This is a genomic window from Thermogemmata fonticola (genome assembly GCF_013694095.1).
GTDB classification, from domain to species: Bacteria; Planctomycetota; Planctomycetia; order Gemmatales; family Gemmataceae; genus Thermogemmata; species Thermogemmata fonticola.
Window position 1 is genome coordinate 39,567 of sequence record NZ_JACEFB010000001.1, and the last position, 22,038, is coordinate 61,604.

At 62.0% G+C, this 22,038-nt stretch carries 15 protein-coding genes; 1 reads left to right on the top strand and 14 read right to left on the bottom strand.

From position 1 onward, the window contains the following. Positions 1 to 242: 242 nt before the first annotated feature. From H0921_RS00130 to H0921_RS00160, 7 genes are all read right to left on the bottom strand, one after another. Positions 243 to 797 carry a hypothetical protein gene (locus H0921_RS00130; protein ID WP_194536011.1) on the bottom strand — a complete coding sequence of 185 codons (555 nt, stop codon included), beginning with the start codon at positions 795 to 797 and terminating at the stop codon, positions 243 to 245. A 42-nt stretch (positions 798 to 839) separates the two neighbouring features. Further along, positions 840 to 2,204 carry an RHS repeat domain-containing protein gene (locus H0921_RS00135; protein ID WP_408033859.1) on the bottom strand — a complete coding sequence of 455 codons (1,365 nt, stop codon included), beginning with the start codon at positions 2,202 to 2,204 and terminating at the stop codon, positions 840 to 842. Between the two features lie 474 nt (positions 2,205 to 2,678). Further along, positions 2,679 to 5,348, bottom strand: coding sequence for an RHS repeat domain-containing protein (locus H0921_RS00140; RefSeq protein ID WP_194536012.1), 2,670 nt, complete (start codon positions 5,346 to 5,348; stop codon positions 2,679 to 2,681). Positions 5,349 to 5,547: 199 nt separating this feature from the next. After that, entirely contained in the window at positions 5,548 to 5,913 is a 366-nt protein-coding gene (locus H0921_RS00145) for a hypothetical protein (protein ID WP_194536013.1), read from the bottom strand. Then, the gene (locus H0921_RS00150) at positions 5,910 to 13,034 is read right to left on the bottom strand and encodes an RHS repeat domain-containing protein (RefSeq protein ID WP_194536014.1); all 7,125 of its coding nucleotides are present in this window, start codon (positions 13,032 to 13,034) and stop codon (positions 5,910 to 5,912) included. Before H0921_RS00150 ends, H0921_RS00145 begins: the two co-directional genes overlap by 4 nt. Before the next feature lie 287 nt (positions 13,035 to 13,321). Next, positions 13,322 to 14,044: an FkbM family methyltransferase gene (locus H0921_RS00155; RefSeq protein WP_194536015.1), complete on the bottom strand. Its 723-nt coding sequence runs from the start codon at positions 14,042 to 14,044 to the stop codon at positions 13,322 to 13,324. Positions 14,045 to 14,046: 2 nt separating this feature from the next. Then, positions 14,047 to 15,357, bottom strand: a complete 1,311-nt coding sequence (locus H0921_RS00160) for an alpha-mannosyltransferase (protein WP_194536016.1) — start codon at positions 15,355 to 15,357, stop codon at positions 14,047 to 14,049. 318 nt (positions 15,358 to 15,675) lie between these two features. Between H0921_RS00160 and H0921_RS00165 the strand changes: the two genes are divergently transcribed. Then, positions 15,676 to 16,158 carry a hypothetical protein gene (locus H0921_RS00165; RefSeq protein WP_194536017.1) on the top strand — a complete coding sequence of 161 codons (483 nt, stop codon included), beginning with the start codon at positions 15,676 to 15,678 and terminating at the stop codon, positions 16,156 to 16,158. Between the two features lie 244 nt (positions 16,159 to 16,402). Here H0921_RS00165 and H0921_RS00170 read toward each other — a convergent pair whose 3' ends face one another. The 7 genes from H0921_RS00170 to H0921_RS00200 are packed head-to-tail and all read right to left on the bottom strand — an operon-like array spanning position 16,403 to position 21,929. Then, positions 16,403 to 17,101, bottom strand: coding sequence for a hypothetical protein (locus H0921_RS00170; RefSeq protein ID WP_194536018.1), 699 nt, complete (start codon positions 17,099 to 17,101; stop codon positions 16,403 to 16,405). Further along, on the bottom strand, positions 17,101 to 17,883 hold the full coding sequence (locus tag H0921_RS00175; RefSeq protein WP_194536019.1) for a hypothetical protein: 783 nt from the start codon (positions 17,881 to 17,883) through the stop codon (positions 17,101 to 17,103). Before H0921_RS00175 ends, H0921_RS00170 begins: the two co-directional genes overlap by 1 nt. Before the next feature lie 10 nt (positions 17,884 to 17,893). Then, the gene (locus H0921_RS00180) at positions 17,894 to 19,876 is read right to left on the bottom strand and encodes a phage tail tape measure protein (RefSeq protein ID WP_194536020.1); all 1,983 of its coding nucleotides are present in this window, start codon (positions 19,874 to 19,876) and stop codon (positions 17,894 to 17,896) included. Positions 19,877 to 19,878: 2 nt separating this feature from the next. Continuing rightward, entirely contained in the window at positions 19,879 to 20,079 is a 201-nt protein-coding gene (locus H0921_RS00185; protein ID WP_194536021.1) for a hypothetical protein, read from the bottom strand. Then, entirely contained in the window at positions 20,079 to 20,579 is a 501-nt protein-coding gene (locus H0921_RS00190) for a hypothetical protein (RefSeq protein ID WP_194536022.1), read from the bottom strand. Before H0921_RS00190 ends, H0921_RS00185 begins: the two co-directional genes overlap by 1 nt. Before the next feature lie 13 nt (positions 20,580 to 20,592). Further along, complete coding sequence (locus H0921_RS00195; RefSeq protein ID WP_194536023.1) at positions 20,593 to 21,594, bottom strand: trypsin-like peptidase domain-containing protein; 1,002 nt, start codon at positions 21,592 to 21,594, stop codon at positions 20,593 to 20,595. Between the two features lie 20 nt (positions 21,595 to 21,614). Continuing rightward, the gene (locus tag H0921_RS00200; protein WP_194536024.1) at positions 21,615 to 21,929 is read right to left on the bottom strand and encodes a phage tail tube protein; all 315 of its coding nucleotides are present in this window, start codon (positions 21,927 to 21,929) and stop codon (positions 21,615 to 21,617) included. Positions 21,930 to 22,038: the final 109 nt, after the last annotated feature.

The following is a 22,038-nucleotide window of genomic DNA, read 5'->3' on the forward strand; positions in this document are numbered from 1 at the left end:
CAAATCCGTGCGGCCAGAATTCGGCAACAAATGCGACCACAATTTGGCCCGGCACAGTGACCGCCTAGAAGGTCATCAAAAAAACTCCGGACCCGTGTTGTCCTGTTATTGGCCTAAACTGAAAAATTAACTCAGTGGTATTACTCAGTCAAAGACTAAGGAGTTGCACTAATTCACACGCCGCGCTTTCTAAGATGCGATGGCAAACTAATCGATCAATGTTGATAATAATAAAATTATATTCATGCAATCTCTGAAAGGCGATTCATAACGGTTTCGCGAAAATCATTATCATCTGCATATTGTATTAACAGTTTATCCAATTTATTTTTGCAAGATGAAGGTACAGGAGTAATATATGATAGAGCCGCCATACACACATATTTCATCTTTGGTTCTACAGAGGCTAGATCACACAAATAATGTGCATATTGCTCGGGATTATGAGTTATATTGGCGAGCAATACCATTGCTCGACTACGCACATTATTATTAGCCGATTTTAAGCAAGACTCAACCTGTTTGACTACACTAATATCCCATCGATAACGATCGGCACGTTCAATATCAGGTGAATCAAATGCTTCTAGCATGGCTAATACTATATTATCATTATCGGATTGAAGTAGCTTACAAATTTCATGACGAACTCGGTCGCCATGGCTTATCAGCGCTGCACAAGCTGAATATCGATTTAATTCATTCTCAAGAATCTCATGAATAAGTTGTTGCAATTCCTCATTAGATAATGAATGAGGATGCATTAGCGAAACAATGTCTAGATAATCTAGAGACATATCAGACTCCGCAGCTAAGATAATTATGCAAATCAATCATTATTATTTGTTTGATAAATAAATAGCAATTTGCCGTTCTATGATTGCAATTTCAGCATCGCCGAGACCCAATGTTCTCAAATACGTAATAAAGTCACCCTGGAGCAATTGGAGTTGCAGCTGATCGACTCTACCGCCTTTGGCCGCAGTCGCATAAACTGAATCATAACGATTCATTAGTCTTTGAAATGCCATTTCCTGCTCAGGGCTATGTCCTGCGAACGCGACTTCGGGTACAACCAGCACAGAAAAAACCGCCATTGCAGTTCCAGCTCTTGGCAACAATTTAGGACTAAAACTCTTAACGCTGAGCACCGCTCTCGCCTGCCTGGCTGCGCCATCTAGTCGCTTAAACTGACTGTTAACCTGTCGTGCTGTCAGATTATTCTTGAACAGAATACCGGCTTCTTCGCCGAGCTGCGTTTGCATATCGGTAAATTTATTGAGCCTCGCGAAAAAATCCTTGTCATTTTTGACTTTATTGATGAATTGCCTCATGTGATCCTTATTGCCATATTGCCAACCTTTTCCGTGCATATCCATCTCTGACTGGATCCATGCTCGTTGTTGGTCAGTAAATGCCTGATGCACTTTTCCACGTTGGACGCCACGCAGGTATTCAGGATCATCAATGTTAATTCCCCAATGCTCATAAAGCTCTCTCAGAATTTGAGGCTTCGTATGGTGAACGTCTGACGTAGCTCGCAGCGCCGTGAACTGTTCAGCTTTCTTGGCACTATCACTAAATCCATTCCAGAATTTTGAGCGATAATCCTCTAGACCCGATGGGTCTAGCGTGTTGACCAGGCTGTTTCCTAGCGCCCGGTAGAGGTTGACATCCCCGACCGTGTAGCGCAGCGGGTCGAGGCTGGTCCAGCGGCCGAGGGTGGAGGAGTAGTCGCGGTGGCGGAAGTGGTACAGGCCGCTGGTGGCATCGAACCGGCCACCTTGGTGCAGGTGTGCCCAGCCGAAGGCACTGGCCGTCAGGACGTTCCAGTTCGCATCGAGGATCGTCACCTGGCCGAACGGGTCGTAGATGTAGCGTTCAACGACGTTGCCTGAATTGTCAAAGAGCGCGGTGACATTATAGTTGGCGTCCTGCACGACCCACAAGCGTTCGTCCAGCGTGCCGTCGCCGTTCGTGTCGCGGTCGCGCAGCACCAACGCATCGACGTAGACCGGACTCCAGACGTACTGGGCACTCACGGACTGGCGTCCGTGGCTCGTCACTCGCTCCTCCAATACCTGCCAGGCGTCGGAGTAGTAAAAGTCGGTCGTCGTGTCGCTCGCCGTCTCGCTGATCCGCCGATGCAGGCCGTCATACCCATACGTCTTCAGCGTGGTGCCGCCGCTGTCTTTGACCGCCACCAGCCGGTTCCATGCATCGTAGACGAACTGCCGGCCGGTCTCGTCCCGCGTCAGGTTGCCGTTAGCACCCGCTCGTTCAGGGCGTGTTAAATCGGCGGAGTTCTAAAGTCTATCGAACTTGGGTATTTGTGCTCCATTTCGCTGTAACTTGACATCCAACTCACGTTTTTCTACATAAACTTTTACCTTGTAGGCTACATAACCAGTATACGTAAAAGGAATTAAAAGAAATCCAATAAGACCTGTAAAATATAACCAACCACTGGCATAACGATGAGCAAGGCTATGGAATAACCGCAGCCACAACCAGCTAATAAAAAACACACAAAATCCTAAGAAATAAAAGACAATTGGATGTTGCATTACATAAATGTAAAAAGTATCTTCTTTCATTGTTATTATCTCAAATTGGTGCTGTGATATATGCCATGATCCGACGCCAACTATCCTTCGCACAATGGTAGGCGACATTGGTCACTTTTTAGGCATCGGAATCAAACGTATCGGCTGTCGCATCTGCTCATTCTTCTGGTGAATTACATAAAAGCGATCACCAATCCTGATGAACGTAATTCCACTTTCTATAGCGGTTGGTACTAACATTTCGTGAAAAGGATGATATACAGGATCAAAGATTTTCCCGTTCATGCCCATATTCCGTGGGCGAATGTCATTGAAGGGAGTACCCAGTCGCCATGATCCACGAATGTAATAACCAAGGAACGTGCGGAAGTCCATATTGCCCTTCGCTAAGGTGCCTACATCTTCAACTATAAGTCTACCGTCTTGATAGAGAAAGCGAGGTGCCAAATTATCAAGCTTCCCCAGTCCATCAGCTTGGACATCAAGACTCTTTTTGCCCCACAACTTCCAGAATTTTGAGGCGTTTGGATTGACTTCTTTTACCCAAACTCTCGCTTCCTCAACGAACACAATGCGTGTCCCTTCAGGTAATTCCTTCCATGCTAAATTCTCAGTTGCTTCTAATGCAGTTCGCACAGTAGCTTCCTCAATTGCTTCTTTCGAAGCCAGCTTTGCTCCGCCTTTAACCAACAGCTTACCGCCTGCGGTAACGATTGATTTGAGTAGAAATACATCGGTCGCTGCCAAAACCGTGTGGAACGCACCACGCAAGTACTGGCCATTTTGGAAGGAATGGATCGCTTCTCGCCCAGAACCCCAGATCGGAATTAAACTTTCCCAGAACCCGGGTTCACCGACATCTAGTCCCATGCTGTCCAGATATTTAGCCGGGTTATTGACCAGGCCGCGATAAAGATTCACATCCCCGGCGGAGTAACGAATTGGGTCGAGGCTGGTCCAGCGGCCGAGGGTGGGGGAGTAGTCGCGGTGGCGGAAGTGGTACAGGCCGCTCGTGGCGTCAAACCGTCCGCCCTGGTGCAGATACTGCCAGGCGAAGGCGCTGGCGGCCAGCACGTTCCAGCCGGCGTCGAGAATGGTTACCTGGCCGAACGGGTCGTAGACGTAGCGCTCGACCACGTTGCCCGAATTGTCAAAAAGCCCAGTAACATTATAGTTAGCATCCTGCACCACATACAGGCGTTCGTCCAGCGAACCGTCGCCGTTGGTGTCGCGGTCACGCAAGATCAACGCATCGACGTAGACCGGGCTCCACACGTACTGCACCTGCGTCTGCCCGCCGACACGTTCTTCCAGCACCTGCCAGGCGTCCGAGTAGTACAGGTCCGTCGTGGTGCCTCTGGCCGTCTCCTGCACCCGCCGGTGCAGGCCGTCGTAGGCGTAGGTTTTGAGCGTGTTGCCGCTGGCGTCCTGGACCTCGACCAGGCGATTCCAGGCATCGTAGACGAACTGCCGCCCGGTCTCATCCCGGGTTAGGTTGCCGTTGGCGTCGTAAGTCGGCGTCACTGCCCCGCTGAGGCCGGTGATCTCGTTCTGGGCGTTGTGCGTCCGCGTCTGCGTGCTGCCGTCGGTGGTGACGCTCTGCCAGTTCCCCTGGGCGTCGTAGTCCCACGAACGGCTGTGCCCGCCGCGTGTGAAGCCGGTCAGCTGGTTCAGGTGGTCGTAGCTGTAGCTTTCGTTGAAGGCCGAGTTGATGAGGTTAGCCCGAGTCAGGCGGTTGCCGTTGCGGTCGTAGGCGTATTGCAGGCGGTCGAGGGTTGAGCCGTCGCCGCTCCGGAGCCAGCGTTGATCGACGATGCGACCGAAGCGGTCCAGGCCGGTGTACGGGTCGCCGGCATCGCCGTTGGCCTCGCCCGACCGCTTGACGTAGCTCAGGTCGATGCCGGGCTGTGGATGCTTGCGGGCCACAACGACCGCTTCGCCGAGGTAGTCGTAGCTCTCCAGCACACCGGTGCTGTCCGACAAGGAGGACAACCGGCTGATGGCATCGTCCAGCCCGGCGGCGTAGTTGTAGCTCAGCACCTTGCCGTTGGGGTAGGTGATGCTGGTCAAGCGGGAGTGGTTGGCCCCGTCCGCCATTTCGCTGTAGGCGTACTGCACCCGCGGCGAGCTGCCGGTCACCGCTCCGGCGTGCTCCTGCCACTCGCTGGTCAGCTGCCCCAGGCCGTTGAATTCGCGCTTGACTTGATTGACGATGCTGCCGCCCGTGGCCGCGTCGAAGCTGGTGATAAGCGCGGCATTGCCCTGCGAATCGTAGGCGTACTCGATCCGCCGCACCGAGCCTTCCACGTTCGCCCCCAGCGTCGTCACCGCGTCCGAGATCACACGGCCGAGCACGTCGTAGCTCAGCGTGTGGACGGTGCCGTTGCGGTCGGTGGTTGTCAGGGTCTGGCCCAGGGCGTTGACCGTCACCGTCTCCTGCTCGGAGCTGCTGGCGGTGCCCGTGACCGGGTCGGGCCAGCGGGTCTGGCCGACCAGATCGTTGGAGTTCAGCCCGCTGCCGGTAGCCACGGTGACGCCGTAGACCCACTGGGTGGTCTGCCCGCTGCCATCGGGACGACGGCTGGTCAGACTGGTCAAACCAACTGCGTTGTAGGTGAACTCGGTGGTGATGTCGTTGTCGTCGCCGACGATGCCATCGACGTAGTTGGCGATGGTCTTGGTGGTGCGGCCGAGGTTGTCGTAGTAGGTCTTGCTGACGATGCCCTTGGGGTCGGTGGTCGCTTCGACCCAGCCGGCGGCGTTGTATGTCTGGCTGGTCACCAGCACCGTATCGGAGCGAGTCGGTACGGTGCCAGGCCGTGTCCAGGCGGTGCCGCCGTTGGTGCCAACATCGACGGTGGCGATGAGCCGACCGGAATGGTAGTTGCTGCGGTTTGGGTGCTTTGTTGGGAGTCCGGGCGGCGGGAACCGCCAGCACCTTTGAGGAATTTGCAGAGCTTTGACGAAATCCACGAATGAATTACAACTCCAAGTGCCGTATATCAACTTCTCCCTCGGCAGGTGGCCTGAATGACCTTCCTCGCAAATGGTCAATAAACTCTTTCGGGAGTCTAAGATGGTATTTCGCGACATAGTAGGGGAGATCGCCAGGCCAAGCCCATACGCCGTCGGTCAAAATGTCTGGTGATCCGACCGGGCAAATTTTGTTATCCAAAACATCATTTACTACTCCAGGGCAGCCAATCAGCAGTAGGCCGCCACGCAGATATTCGATCACCTTGGCTTCATCAGGTTGAGGGCGATCACTTACATGCTCGGCAAGTTTTGGTCCATTCGGATCACCATGATCCAATTCCTGAAAGAACCCGACTCGCTTAAGTTTCATCTTGAACCTCCAGGGTTAAAGACCACCCACTGCCCTGTGTTGGCAGTGGGTGTTTTGCCAATGGTTAGTTTGCCAGTTGAATGTATCCACACCGTATCCGTTGGGGCTATGACTTTCATGCCGAGCTTGTTAGCAAGGTTCTGGGCAACTCCAGTTGGGGTCGCGCCTGCGCTACAAGAGATCAACCGAATGCATGAGCCACTCTGGCCGCTCTTCTTGATCAAAGTCGCCAACGTGCGGTGGTTAACCTGAATCCATTTGCCGTTGTGTAACACATGAAACGCATCGGGACTACCATGCACAACGACGTCAATGACCCCCTGCTGGGGCTTGATCCACTTGGCCGCTTGTGCCAAGCGATCCCCTTTGCCAATTAGAGTCACTGGCGGGGCCGCACTTACTGGAGCTGGAGTTCGTGTTGCAGCCACGGCTCGACTGGCCGCGGCTGACGGAGTTACGTTGAATCCAGCCCCCGCGTTCCAGTAGATGGCTGTCTTAGCCAGCGATTCGATCTGCTGCTGGCCTTCGACCAAGCCATTGTACCCGGTCGGAAGCAATCCGGCTTGCATCGACAGGTTCTTGTAGCTGGGTTCGTGCACAGCGACATTGTTGTCTCGGAACCATTGATCCCAGTTCCCAGGAGTTCTTTGCCAGAAACTGGTCGTGCTGTTCACCTTGGCCAGCGGGACGTACAGTGCCTGACCACCAACATAACGGCGAACAAATTCTTCTCCGTTGATGGTGACAAGGACACCAACAAAGAATTTCTTGTCCGATCCAATGAATTTTTCATCCACATACCACAGAAGTGTGAGGTTGCCAGCCTGGGTGCGGTCAATACGGTCGAGACCACTGGGATCCAACCAGTTCACCGGTCCATTGCCCAATGCCCGATACAGATTCACATCCCCCGCTTCATAGCGGAGCGGATCCAAACTGGTCCAGCGGCCGAGGGTGGGGGAGTAGTCGCGATGACGGAAGTGGTACAAGCCACTCACAGAATCGTACCGACCGCCCTGGTGCAGGTAAACCCAAGCGACGGCGCTGGCTGTGAGGACGTTCCAACCGGCATCGAGGATGGTTACCTCGCCGAACGGGTCGTAGATGTAGCGTTCGACGATGTTGCCCGAGTTGTCAAAGATCGCGGTGACATTATAGTTGGCGTCCTGGACGACGTACAGGCGTTCGTCCAGCGTGCCGTCGCCGTTCGTGTCGCGGTCGCGGAGGACTGGGGCATCGACGTAGACCGGCGACCAGACGTATTGCGCTCGGGGGACTGACGTGCCCCCGCTCGCCACCCGCTCCTCCAGCACCTGCCAGGCGTCCGAGTAGTACAGGTCGGTCGTCGCGCCGCTGGCCGTTTCGCTAATTCGCCGATGCAAGCCGTCGTAGGCGTAGCTCTTCAGCGTGTTGCCGCCAGAATCCTTGACCTCGACCAGCCGGTTCCAGGCGTCGTAGACGAATTGCCGCCCGGTTTCGTCGCGTGTCAGGTTGCCGTTGGCATCATAGGTTGGCGTGACTGCGCCGCTGATACCGGTGATCTCGTTCTGGGCGTTGTGCGTCCGCGTCTGGGTGTTGCCGTCGGTGGTAACGCTCTGCCAGTTCCCCTGGGCGTCATAGTCCCAACTGCGATTGTGCGAACCGCGTGTGAAGCCGATCAGCTGGTTCAGGTTGTCGTAGCTGTAGCTTTCACTGAAGGCGGCGTCGATCAGGTTGGTCCGACTCAGCCGGTTGCCGTTGCGGTCGTAGCCGTATTGCAAGCGGTCCACCGCCGAACCATCACTACTTCGCAGCCAGCGTTGATCGACCACGCGGCCGAAGCGGTCCAGGCCGATGTATGGATCGCCCGCATCGCCGTCGGCCTCGCCCGCTCGCTTGATGTAGCTCAGGTCCACACCCGGCTGCGGATGCTTGCGCGCCACTACCACCGACTCGCCCAGATAGTCATAGCTTTCCAGCACCCCCGTGCTGTCCGACAGCGATGACAATCGGCTGATGGCATCATCCAGCCCGGCTGCATAGTTGTAGTTGAGCACCTTGCCGTTGGGATAGATGATGCTGGTCAGCCGACTGTGATTGGCCCCGTCGGCCATTTCGCTGTAGGTGTACTGCACCCGCAGCGAGCTGCTGGTCACCGCTCCGGTGTGCTCCTGCCATTCGCTCGTGAGCTGCCCCAGGCCGTTGAATTCCCGCTTGATCTGATTCACCACAGTGCCGCCGGTGGGAGCATCGTAGCTAGTGATCAGAGTCACGTTTCCCAGCGAATCGTAGCCATACTCGATCCGCCGCACCGAGCCGTTCACGCCCACGCCCAGGGTCGTCACCGCATCGGCGATCAGCCGGCCCAGCACGTCGTAGCTCAGCGTGTGGACGTTGCCGTTGCGGTCGGTCATCGTCAGCGTCTGGCCCAGAGCGTTGACCGTCACTGTCTCCTGCTCGGAGCTGCTGGCGTTGCCCGTGGCCGGGTCGGGCCAGCGGGTCTGGCCGACGAGGTCGTTGGAGTTCAGCCCGCTACCCGTGGCAGTGGAGACGCCGTAGACCCACTCGGTGGTCTGGCCGCTGCCATCGGGCCGGCGGCTGGTCAGGCTGGTCATGCCCACCGCGTTGTAGGTGTACTCGGTGGTGATGTCGTTGTCGTCGCCGACGATGCCATCGACGTAGTTAGCGATGGTCTTGGTGGTGCGGCCGAGGTTGTCGTAGAAGGTCTTGCTGACGATGCCCTTGGGGTCGGTGATCGCTTCGACCCAGCCGGCGGTGTTGTAAGTCTGGCTGGTCACCAGCACCGTATCGGAGCGAGTCGGTACCGTGCCGGGCCGCGTCCAGGCGGTGCCGCCGTTGGTGCCAACATCGACGGTGGCGATGAGCCGATCGGCCAGGTCGTAGTAGTAGCCCTGATAGCTAACGCGGGCGCCGATGCCGGCACTTGGCGTGCCCAGCTCACCGGTGCCGGCTGCGTCGTGGAAGCGCTGGCGAACGGTAGTTTGGATGAGATTGTCGTTGGCGTCGTAGGCATATTCGATTTGGGACAGCACGAAGTCACCAATGACATCAAAGGCGTCGGCATAAGTTGCATCCCCGCCGCCGTCGCTGGTGAAGCTCTTGATCACCCGGCCGACGCCATCGTACTGGTACTTCTCGACCAGGCCACCGGGTGAGGCGACCTTCACCACTTGCCCACGGGCGTCGTACCAGATATTGCTGGTGAGGGCGTTGGTCGAAACGCTCCCGGTGGTCGGATCGACGCTGTAGACGTGCGTGCGGTAGACCCGGCCCAGGTCGTCGTAGCTGGTAACGCTCTTGGCCCGCAACAGCGACGCCGCTGGCCGGTCCGGCACACCGTCGCCGCCGGCATCGACCACGCTGACGCCGTCGCCGTCGTAGACCTCGCTGACCGTGACCTGGCCGAGGTTGTCGTACTCCACATACGAGAGGGGACGATTGACCGTGTCGGATTCACTGGCCTCGACACCGGCCTTGACCGCCACGGGCCGGTTCCGCCAGTCGTACCAGGTCTGGGTGACCCGCGGGGCCGCACCGCCGCCCGCGAACTGCGTCACCTTCGTGAGGTTGCCGTCGCCGACGCCGCCGTTGTCGTACTCGTTCTCGCTGACCTTCACCAGGTCAGTGCCGGCCGTGTTGCTCGGACTCCACTCACCGGAGGTCGGAACGTCATCCAGACCAACCCACTGGCTGGCGACACGGCCCAGACCGTCCCAGACCGTGCGGTAGATGGTGCCGGTGGGCGAGAGCGTGCGATCCAATCGGCCGGCATCGTCGTAGCCGTACTCGGTGCGGTAGAAGTGCGTGTTAGCCGTGCCCAGGTTCGTCGAGGTCGAATAGCTCAGCCCGCTGAGGTTGAAGTAGGCGTCGGCATGCGTAACCTGGCCGCCGGCGTTGGTGTAACTGCGAGACAGCGAGTGCAGGTCGCTGATCGCTTCGGTACCCGTCGGACGACCATCCACCACTACTGGTGTGGCCGACATGGTCAGCGTTTCGACGTAGCCGTTGGCCCAGTCGGCCCGCACCACCTGCGTCGGCAGTGTCGGCGTGTTCGTGCTCGCATCCCAGCCGCCATAGACCCGCACCTCGCGTGTCAGGTCGTTGTAGGTGAAGTAATCGACCCGGCCGTTGGGATGCACCACCTTGGTCGGCCGGCCCAAGGCGTCCACCTCGTAAGTCGTGGTCAGGTGCAGGCCGCCGCCGGCCGGGGTGCTCCAACCGCTGGGGAGATTGCTGAAGGTCGCCGTCTGTGTGGTGTCCACGTCGCGGATTTCCTTCACCACCGCCCCGGTGGCCGGGTCGTATTCGAGGTAGGTGAGGAAGCCGTCGCCGTCCTTCTGCCACATCGGCCGACCGTAGTTGTCGAAGACTGTGGTCAGCGTCGTGGCGACTCCCGACCCGTTCTGAGCCACGGAGACCGCCGGCAGTGTGACAGTGATTGATTCCGGCTGGGCCGTCGTTCCCTGCCAGGTGTAGGCGTAACCGGTCGTGACCGGCCCAGTGCCGTCGTCGTTGCGGTAGGCAGTGACGTTAGCTACGAAGAACAGCCCCGACCCACCCGCCGTCCGCTGGATGTAGGTCACGTCCTGCTGCGGGACCGCCGTGCCGAACTCACCCCGCTGCACCGCCACCTGCTTGAGCCGGCCGGTAGCATCGCCCGGTGTCGTCTCCGTGGCCGTTGTGAGCGTCCCATAGGTCCAGACCGTTATCAGACCCGTCGTGTCAGACAAGTACTGATAGTTGCCCCACTGGTTGACCAGCAGGTCGGGCGAGGTCTCGTCGTAGCCAGTCACCGCCGACGGGTTAGCCGCCAGGATCAGCCTCCCGCCCGCATCGTATTGATAGAACGACCGCCACTGCTGGCTGGTGGCCGTGTCCTGGAACACCTTCAGCATCACCTGACGATTGGCGTTGGTGTACACGATGTTCTGGTTGCCGTCGGGCAGTGTTTCCACCGTCTTGATCAGCCAGGCGTTTGGGTCGCCGCCCAAGGCGAGTTCGTTGGTCGTGTAGCTGAAGCTGAAGGTGCCGCGGCCGCCGTTGGCGTCATCCCCCGCCCGAGCGGCGATCTCCTGGGTCACGCGGAACTGGTCGTCGTACTCGAAGTAGTGATCGGCATACGGGGCGATCTGGCCATCGGTCGCCGTCTCGGGGTTCGCGACGTTGGCTGCCAGCCGGGCGTAGGCCTGCGGCCGGAAGACGAATTTCAGCCCGCCCTCGTAGCCGCTCGCCTCCCCGGCCACGTAGTAGCGGTAATAGCTGGTCTTTAGGATCGCGTCCGCGGCGTCCTTGACCACGACCTTCTTCAGGTCGCCGGCGCTGCCGTGCGGCTCGACGCCGTCGTAGTAGACGTACTCGGCCTTGCGGACGGTGCTCCACGGCCCCGTCCCCACCCGGCGACGTTGCGTGATCGAGGCGATCAACCCGGCGTTGACCCCACCGGTCACGTAGCTGAACAGGTACGACTCGGTGACGGTCGAGCCGCTGGCCGGGGCCGAGCGCTGCACCTCGCCAATCCGGCCGTCGGCCAAAAGCGCCGTCACCTCGGTGACGTTCCCCTTCGGGTCTTCGAGTTTCGCGAACTGGCCCTGCTGCTGGGCCGGCTTGGCCGCGTCGAAGTCCCAGAACCAAAGCGTCGTACCATCCGCAGCAGTCAAGCGGTACTGGCCCGACGCCGACTCATACACCAAGGTGTCGAGGATGCCGCCGCGGCCGACATACGAGCCGCCGGGCTGCTCATCAAAGACCTGTTGGGCCGTGCCGCCGGTCACCACGGTCAGCACCACGGCCCCCCAGAACGGATCGACTTCCCGGATCAGCGAGGGGGTTTCCGCGATGATCCAGCCGCGGCCGACGTTCTGCCCCTGGCTATACGCCCCCTCGTTGGTCCAACTGCGGGTGACGCCCCAGGAGGTGCCGAAGCCGTCGGCGGCCAGGTCGCTCTCCTGGAAATGCACCACCCCGTCGCCGTAGCGGACCGGGAAGGCCGAGTAGCCGGCGGCCGTCACCTCAATCGCGCGATGACGATAGGACTGCCGCAGCGTCCGTGGTGTTGGGTTGCTCGCATCGAACCGCTTGACCTCGGAACGATCACTTGGCGTCGCCAATGACCCGGCTCCGGTTGCCCGGTATGACGCCAGCGCAGTCGGCGTGCCGCTGGAACGCGGATCGAACAGCCGTACCTGTTTGCTGCGGCTGCTGCCGACCAGGGTGGCAATCTGCGGCTGGCCCTCCCGGCCCGTGACGACACCCACCATCACGCCGTTGCGGTCCGATGCGGACGTCGCCAGGAACTCGGTCAGCGGCCGGCCGGTGCTGCTGAATACCTTGACCTGCGGCGCGTACCCCGGCCCGGCCCCGGTGACGATCTCGCTCACGCCGTCGCCGGTGAGGTCGGCGGCCGCGATCCAGACTCCGCCCGTCATCGTCGGGGCATACGCCGTGAAGCTGGCCAGGGTCTGGCCCGTGCGGATCTCGATGCTCTGGACTTGTGGGGTACTCCCAGGCCCCGCGGCCGCGAACACCGCCGCGTTACCGTTGGCCGCATAGCCGAGGGCCACGCGTACCCCACTCGTGGACGACGGGCCAAACACGTCCCAACCGGTGCGGAGCACCCCCTGGCTGTTAAACACCCGCACCTGCGAACTGCCTTGATCGGGACCGGTGACGACGCCAACCTCGCCGCGTCCGATGTCGCCCGCGGCCACCTGCACACCACCCCGGAAGGCAGGGTCATACGCCCAAAACTGGTTCAGCAACGAACCGCTGGCTCCGTCCCAAACTTTGACCAACGGAGCCGCACCCGGACCAGGAGCAGTCACAATGTCATTGACTCCGTCGCGGTTCAGGTCAGCGACCGCCGTGCGGACACCGCCCGTGACCGAGGCGTCATAGGCGGCGAACGAGCGGATCAGTGTCCCTTGCTGGTCGAGCACACGCACCAGCGGCAGCCGCCCGGTCTCGGCTCCCAGCGCCAGAACGGGATTGGCCGCCGGCATCTCGCGCGGCTCCAGTGGTTCGAGTTCCAGATGGGGTTTGCGGCGAATCGGCTGTGACCGCCGTGGCGTGAACCATTTCCGAACCCAGGACGAGAGGGGCTTTCGCATGGGGTGCTGGCGCATGGCATCGTCTCCACCAGCGGGCACGCGCGACGATCGAAGATGTGATCCGACCAAGACGAGATCGCGGCCGAACGTGCCACGACCCAAAAATACACCCTACCCCCCCCCCCCCCTGTCAAGTAAATTTTTCCAATTTTTTTGAATCGACCGATCGTCTCGCCTCGGAGTCGCACTCGATCATCGAACGAGCCACAGAATCCAGTGCTCTTGCGGGTGAGCGAGGATCGTTTCAGCATCGACGGGCTCGACGTCGCCGTCGTAGTTCACATACCGCAGGGCGTAGCCGTTTATCTCAAGTTGATGCAGGAAGCCGACCGTCTGTGGCAGGTCGCGTTGAAGGTGCAGTTCCAGGACGATGGCCGCGTGCGGGAAGCGGCGCAGCGTCTGCTGCATGCCTTCCCAGACGAGGGCCTCCGCGCGCCCTCCGCGTCGATCTTCACCAGGTCGAGGCGCGGCCAGTCGGCGCAGAGGCGGTCGAGCGTAATCGCGGGCACCTGGACCTTGCTGGAAGCGTGCGAGTATGACCAGCGTTCCAGGGACGACGTGGCGAAGTCGCCGTCGTGCAGGACGAAATCGACCGTGCAGTCGTGAAGATTGCCGACGGCCTTCGGGCAGATTTCCACGCGATCCTGGAAGCCGTTCAGCGCCAGGTTGCAGGGCAAGTAGGTCTCGGTCAGGATCGGATTCGGCTCGCAGGCCACAACCCGACCTTCGGGGCCGCACCCGGCGGCCATGAGCAGCGTGTAGTAGCCGTAGTTCGCGCCGACATCGACGCACCACATGCCGGGCCGCAAATGGCGGGCAATGGCCAGGGTGACCCACGACTCCCAAAAGCCGTCCAGCACCAGGCGCGGGCCGAGCATTAAATCGCGCGTGTCCACGAACGCCAGGTACTCGCCCAAAAGCCGGCAGAGCATCCGATGCTCGCTGTAGTAGACTCCCGTGGCCCGACGGCGGCTGACCTCTTCCAGGTCGGCCCGGCTGGACAAGACATGCGGCGGCAGCGGCATGCTCAACCCTCCAGCGGAATCAACTCGACGGGCATCCGCTCAAACTCGAGCCAGCGGCCGGTCCAGAGGCCGTCGCCGTTACGCTCCAAGTGACACGTGGGCCGGTCGAGCCGGCTGAGGGTCAGGATGGCCCGCCCGTCGTCGATGTTGACGTCCCAGCGGCGTTCGCACTCGGCCGCGCCTTCGCCGACCTTGTGGCCTGCTTCCAAGCACATAGGTCGCTCGTCATAGCCGACGCGGCGATACAGGAAGCGCCTGCCGGTCAACTCGTCGATGACCTGCTGCTCTTCGGCCGTGGGGTCCGGGTTGTGCCAGAGGACGCCGTCCCAGCGCTGGCGCAGCTCGGCCACGAGGTTGAAACACAGTTCCTCGTTGGCCAGCGAGTTGTTGCGGCGGTTGCTGCCACCGAGCTTCCACTTGTCTTGACAGCGGTGCTGGAAGACGATCCGGCCGTCGAAGTCGTATTGCACGATGGTGTGTTGGTTCCAGCCAGGCCCCTTGGGTGGCATGGCGTATTCAGTTCCCAGGAAGCGCCAGGCGAGATGGAAGCACTCCTTGTCGCCGTAGACGACGCGGAAGACAAAGTCGGAGTGCTCGGCGTACCAGAGGGCCATGCGGAGTTCACGCCAGCGGCGGGTCTTGTCGATCAGGTACTGACCCGACTCGAAGGCGACCTCCTGTCCAGCTCGTTCGACCATCCAGTCCATGCCGAAGATCTGCCAGACGTCCGGCTTGAGCGTCCAGCAAGCGTAGTCGGGCCAGAAGACCGCGCCGTGCTCCCGGAACTGGGGCGTGTCGAAGAGATAGGTCACGTCGCGCACCGGGCCGTTGTCGGCGTCGAGGAACAGGACCTGGGCGAAGGGCGAATAGAGCGTCGCGTAGGGCTTCAATTCCCAGCCGCACAGGATGCGACAGGGATGCTCCTGTTCCATCTTGCGGGCATCGACGCACTGGACGCCGAGGGGTTTGAGCAACCGCTTCAGATACGGGTCGCATTCGCCATCGCCCAGGTACCAGAGCTGGATCGGTAGCTCGCAGCCGAAGTGCCGCACGAGGTGGACGTTGACCCAGACACTGGGGAAGTACTTGAGCCCGCCGCCGGCGATGACGATGCCGCGTTCTTCGGGGTAGGCGTGCCGGCCCGGGCGCAGGTTGTCGGCGAAGCGCCGGGCCATGACGCGGTGGGCCTCGTTGACGTTCGGCCACGCCGCCCAGCCGGGCGGCCAGGGACCCGGCGGGGCATGCTCGATCAGGTGGATCATGTCTTCAACGCTCATGTCTTGACGTGCTGAACTTGGGCTGAGTTGCGCCATAGACCTCTCTCCGTTTTCCGAACACCGACGCGCTGGGGCCTCTACACCACGTCGTCATGAGGAAGGGAAGCGACGCCGGTCGCCGGCCCTGATGGCGGCGCTCCCGAGGGCGAACTGCTGCCGGAGCCAGACGCTGGACCCGAAGCGCTGCCAGAACCGGCGGGACTGCTTCCGCCCGATCCCGAACCACTTCCGGCGTCGGAACCACTGCCGGCATCCGAGCCGCTCCCACTTGCGGCCCCAGAACCGCTGCCCGAACCGGAAGCCGATCCGCCGGCCGATGCAGAGCCCGCAGCCGACCCAGAGGCCGAGCCAGGAGTGGAACCCGATGCCGGGCCGCTCGTCCCGGCCGACTGGGAGCCGCTGCCACTGCCGGAGAGCGATCCCGAGGCACCCGAGCCCGATGCCGAACCACTGCCGGAGGCCGAGCCGCTGCCGGAGCCGCTGCCCGATCCCGATTGCGATCCGGAACCGGGGACCGATCCCGAGCCGGAAGCACTCCCGCTGGCCGTTCCGCTCTCGCTCCCCGAACCGCTGCTACCCGACGAGCCACCGAAACCGCTTGAACCGATCGAGCCGCTGACGCTCCCCGAACCACTTTCGCCACTGCCGCTGGAGCCGCTGGTGCCCGACGTGCCGGACCCCGACGAGCCACTCAGGCCGGAACTCGCACCTGACGAACCGCTGATGCCGGAGCTTTCACCCGACGAGCCGCTTGCACCAGATGAGCCGCTCTCGCCCGAAGAGCCGCTTGAACCCGACGAACCACTCGAACCCTCTGGGCAGCAGCCCAGCGCATAGACCGGCACACCGTCCGCCGCCAGGCCCACGAAGCGCATCAGGTAGCGGCCGATGCGCGGGAACTCGCAGGTCGCATAACCGTACAGGGGTACGCCCGCGACCAGACCCAGGAATCGGGCCAGCACCCGCGGCACGGACGCCTGGAATGCCGCCGGCCCGGAGCCGGAGCCCGGGCAGCCGACGGCGTAGAACGGCACGTCGTCTTTTGAGCCCACGCAGCGGGCCAGGTAGCGTTGCTCCCGGATCATTGGTTGATGTCCATCACCTTGCACGGAAAGAGCGTCTGCCAGGTCTTGGTCGCCACGTCGTAGCGCTGCACCTCGCCGGGGTAGTAGCCGTTCTCATCCGGCACGTTGCTGGTGATCAGCACGTGGGCCTGGGCGTCGCCGTGATCCAGCCGCACAATGGCCCACCGCCGATACAGCGACGACGGATCGTTCGGATCGTAGGGTTGAATCCACAGCACCCGTGCCGAACCATGCGGCACGTTGCGCAACTTCTCGGTATCGCCGGGGATGATCTCCGCGCCGTCGTAGAGCTGCGCCGGATCGACCGCCAGCCGCACGGGGGCGACGCCGGCGATGACCGCCAGGCCGATCTGGCCTGCCGCCACCGGCTCCAGCAGGACGGCGAACCGCCCCGCATGCTGGTTCGGCACGGGGACCACTCCCTGGAACGTCACCTGCCGTTTGAACTCGTCGAGGTTGTCGGCAGGCAGGATGATGGGAGTCGTCAGACCTAGGACGGCGAAGCGTGCCTGGTCGGAACCGGAGGCGTTCTTGACCTTGACGATGCCGCTTTGGCGGAAGAACGGTGATGCCTCGGTGCCGAACTGCTTGTGTTTGCGTACGGCGCGGGCGGCGTCGAGAAAGGCATTGTAAGCCTCGGCGGTGATCTCCAGCCGCTGGCCCGGCTGGACCTTTTTGAAGGCGTCCCCGGCCATCAGGTGCCAATCCCCAACAGCGCGAAATCCCCATCCGGGTAAACCTGCTCCACGTAGACCGCCGCCGGTTGTTTGACCAGCACGTCGGCGTCTTCGGCATCCTGGTAGCGGACCCAGAGGTATTCCCAGCCCTTCTTGGCAATGCCGGCGATGTCGCCGACGACGAGCCCTGTGACGTTGGGGCTGGCGGCGAAACTGAAGGTGATCTCCCAGTCTTCGGTGCCACGCTGCGAGCCCGAGGCCCCCAGGAAGAGGACCTCGCCCAGGGCAAAGCCCTTGAACGGCCCGGCATTGACCTTGCCGGTGAGGGAGGACAGGGTCGCTTTGTAGGCGGGCGTGACCAAGGCGAGCGGGAGGTAGTGCGTTTCCTTGAAGTGGTAGACCGGGATGGTGATGTCGGTCCCCTCGACCGAGTCATTGTTGACGCCGATGGCCCCTTTGAAGTCGGGCGCGTCCGAGGGGTATCTGGCGACGGTCTGGAGACTCTGCGTGATGTGGGTGGTCCCGCCGCCGGTGTCGAAGGAGAACGATGACTCGCCCGGCTCCTTCGGTTCCTTCTTGCCGTAGCGGACGGTGACTTCCCATAGCCCGCCGCCCTGGTGGGCGATGTGGTAACTCTGGAAGACCAGGCCGGCATACAGCGCGGGGATGGTGGACTCGACCAGAGCCCGGACCACGGCATCGCTTTCCGTCCCATCGACCACATAGATCAGGTCGACGGAGGGGTTGTCGACCCCCACGGTACTCTCGCGGCTGTCGTAGCGCTCGATGATGACCGGCATGTTCGGTTCCTCACGCGAAGACCAGGCCGCCGTTCTGGGCTTCGCGGACCAGCTTGTCGGTGTTCTTGGCGATCTGTTCGCTGGCCCGGGCGGTGCGCTCGGCCAGGCTGTCGGAGCCGAGGCCCGCGACGGCGAAGGCACTGAAGGTGCCCTTGACGTCGGTCTTGGCCTCGGCCTCGTCCAACCCTTCGAGGTCAAATTCGGGGCGACGCCGCAGAGGCTCCTCACGCTCCATCGCCGCCATCTGGCGTTCCAGCTCCATCTGTTCCCGCTGAGCGGCCAGCTCGGCGGCGCGCTGTTCCAGCGCCCGCTGGGCAGCGGCGACACGCTCCTGGTCGGCGGCGTTGGCCGCCTCCAGCTCCCGCTGCCGCTGACGGCGCTCTTCTTCCTGCATCTGGTTCAGCGCTTCCTCGCGCTGCCGGCCGGCCTCCCGCGCCTGCTCGACACGCGGTGCCCGTTCCCGCACTCTTCGGTCAAGCCGCGCGCGGGCCTCGCGGTTCTGCTCTTCCACCTCGCGGTTGATCGCCTCGACCTCGCGCTGGGCGGCTTCACGATTGAAGAGGTTCCGGACACGGGCCCAGGCGCGGCGGAAGAAGGCCACGAACTCGTTGAAGGCGACGGTCAGTCCGTAGACGAACCAGTCCCAGCCGTCGGCCAAAGCGTTGACCACGGTCCAGAAGGCGACCTCGATGCTGGTCCAGGCGGTGTTGAAGGCGCGGGCCACGGCGTAGACGGCGCTCCAAAACAGCTCGACGAAGAACGATTTGAAGTTCCGCCAAGCTCTGGTGATCGCAGCGATGCCGGTCTCCCAGACGACGTGGATGCCGAGCCAGGCGACTTCCATCGCCCCAGCCAGGTCGCCGGCGGCAATGGCATCCTGGATGCTCTGCCAGGTGGTGCTGGCCACGCCGAGCAGTTGATGGAACCCCTGGCCCAGCGCGTCCAAGGCCATCTTTCCTTCGTCGGTGGCGAACAGGACGGCGGCCGCGATGCCGCCCACGGCGGCGACGACCAGGCCGATGGGGGACAGCAAGAAGGCGATGGCTCCGCCCAATAGGCTGACGGCGGTCGTGGCCGCGGAAAGAGCGAACGTGACCAGGCCAATCGCCGAGCCGATGGCCGAAAGGAGCGGGCCGAGGACCAGGAGGGTTGCACCGACACCGACGATGCCAGCCACGACCGCGCCGATGATGCGGATCAGCGCGCGGTTTTCCTGGAGCCACCCGCCGATGAGGGTTACCACCCGGGTGATCCACTGAGCCACTTGCTGGATGGCTGGGGCCAGGGCTGCTCCGACGGAGAACGCGGCCTGTTTGAGCGCCTTCCACAGAGCATCCAAGGCATCGCCGAAGGCCTCCGCCGCTGCGGCATCTTCGGTCCTCATGGTCAGGCCTAAACGATCCGCCTCGTCGCGTAGCTCGCGGATACCTTCGGCTCCCGAGGAGAGCAACGGTAACAGGTTGGCCCCCGTCCGGCCGAAGATCTCCATCGCCAGCGTGGCCCGGTGGGCCGGGTTCTGAATCCGCGACAGGCGATCGGCAATCAGCTCGAATTGCTGGTCGGGCGAGAGGCCGGTCAAATCGGCAATGGTCAGGCCCAGTCGGCCCAGGCTCCGCTGCGCCTGAGCGGACCCGCGGGCAGCCTCGATGATGTTGCGGCTCATCGTGCGGAGGGCTTTTTCCAGGTCGTCCGTACTAGCGCCCGATTGCTCGGCGGCATAGCGGAGCTGGGAGAGGGCTTCCACCGCCACGCCCGTGCGGTCCGACAGGTCTTTCATGTCGCCGCCCAGGTCGCTGAACAGCTTCACCGCTCCGAATAGCGGGGCCGCCAGCGTCACCCCCAAGCCGGTCAGTTTTGCTCCCAGCGCCGTGACAGCCGCGCCAAACGCCTTCAGCTTGGCCACTGTGACATTGAGGCCCTTGACGAGCCGGCTGTCCTTGACGAACAGCTCAACATAGGCGGCGCCGGCGCGAATCCCTGAAGCGGTGGCCATCGTCACCTCCGGTCCACGAACACCCGCTTGAGCACGTCAATGGATGCCTTCCGCACCGGCAGCTCGCGCTGGCGCAGGTACGGGTTGAAGTCCGCCGGCTTGTAGGGCGTCGGCTTCTTGCGCGGGTCGCGATGGCAATTCGCCAGGAGTGCCAGCACCGCCGACGTGTGGGACCAGCGTTCCCGGCAACGGGCCTCGGCCATCAAGACGAGTTCCCGGAGGGTGAAAGGTCCGGGGTCAATGCCGAGGAGGCCGGCGCAATGCCAAAGGAGCGCAAGAGCCTGTTCGCTTCGCGGTCGGCGTCGAACGTCTCCAGCACCTGTTCCGCCCGGTCCAGCATCCGCTTGCGGACCTTCGTGGCCTCTGCAATGATCGTCCGCAGGCTCTGCCGCACCTTCGGATCGGGGAAAAAATCGATCAATTCCTCCACGAAGGCGTCCATCGCCTGGTGCAGCGCATCGCCGAACATGGTCCGCCCGAAGTCCTCGTCGCTGACGTGCCGAGCGTTCGCTTCGTCCTGGCAGAGGACGTAGAGGACATCGACCAGTCGGACCGGATCACCGAGCAACTCGCCCAGGCTCTTGAAGCCATCGTCCACCAGCTTGTACAGATCGACGTTGAGCAGGCCCCGGACGCGTTTGATCGCCGCCACGTGGATAGCGATGGTCCAGACACGCCCGGCGTTGTCGGTGAAGGTGTGCATGGGTGGTCGCTCCTTAACGGGCCACGCGGATCGGGATGGGCAGCGGTTGCCAATCTTCGGCGAAGTCGATGGGCCACGACCGCAGCGGGATCGGCACGGGCTCCCACCCTATGTCGGCATCCGCTCGAGGACGGGTGCGGCGGATCACTTCCGTGGCAGCGCCCCACATCCATGCCTTGCGGGCCATGTCGCTGGTGCAGCAAACGACCGACACCAGTTCGTTGGTGTCGGCCCGGAAGATGCCGCCGCCGGAGTCGCCCGACGACACGCTCAACCTCATGCGCAGTTGACCGTTGGCGTCTTCACCCGACTCGACCTCGCCCTCTTCGCGATTGCCCGGCTGATCCACGCCGTAGCCCCTGTGCCAGATCGCCGTGCCCGGCTTGGGATTCTCGCGCGCGATCACGGCGTAGGGCAGGTCCGCGACTTGCTCCTCGGTCACGCACCACGCCACGTCGGGCGTCTTGTGGTGGGCCACGACTCGAATCCCCAGCGTCCGGCCGTCCTTGAGCATAAGGCTGCCCCGCTGGCCGACGCCGGTCACGCAGTGCGCGGCGGTCAGCACGTCCCAACGACCGTCGGGGCGACGGGGACCGATGATGGTGGCCGTGCAGCCGGCGTTGCCGAAGCGGATGCGGCCCAGGGCATTCACCGGGTCGAGCTTGCCATCGCCTGGCGGCTTGGGTGGCGCTGGCGTGCAGGACTCGATAGTCACGCTAACACGGGCTTCCTCGACCGAGAGGTTGCCGTCGGTGTTGCTGATGACGAGCAATTCCACCTCGTAGGTGCCGGGGTGGGCGGCAAACTCCAATAGGCCGCGTGGCGAGGAAGCCCGCTGCACGCCCTGCGAGGGGTAGACGCGCCACAAGAGCGCGGCCTTGGGATCGACGTTCTCGGCACGCAGCCGGACCAGGGAGTGCGGCTTGTACTTCGTCTCGCCGACGATGCGGAGCGGCTCGGCGTTCGCGGCCAGCGGCACCAGGGCGAACAGAACCACGGCGAACAGGAAACGCATATCCACTCCTCGGGGATGGTTCAGGGGACGACGATCCAACTGGGCGGGTTGACGGAGTAGGTGGGCTTGACGGTGACGCTGACCGTGATCGCTTCTTCCAGGGCCTCGTTACGGCTGAAACTGGTGACCATGCAGGTCGCCCGCAGGCCTTGTGAGCCGGACGTGGTGATGTCGCCGTCCATGACCGCGAACTCGATAGCGCCGCGGTTGAGGAACGCATCGCGGATGGCGGCGAAGTCGTCGTCAGCCGTGTCCCAGACCATCTCGAACTCGATGGAGCCGTCCTTGAGCGTAGCGACCGTGGCCCGCCAGCCGGCGTTGCCGCGCGTGGTCACGTCGGCCTCGCCGCGGCTGGGATCTTCGCTCACCTCCCCATTGTGCAAAAATGAGTTGCACGGTTGCGGCGCATGAGCAGTCGTGGTACACTTCGGTTCACATGGTCCG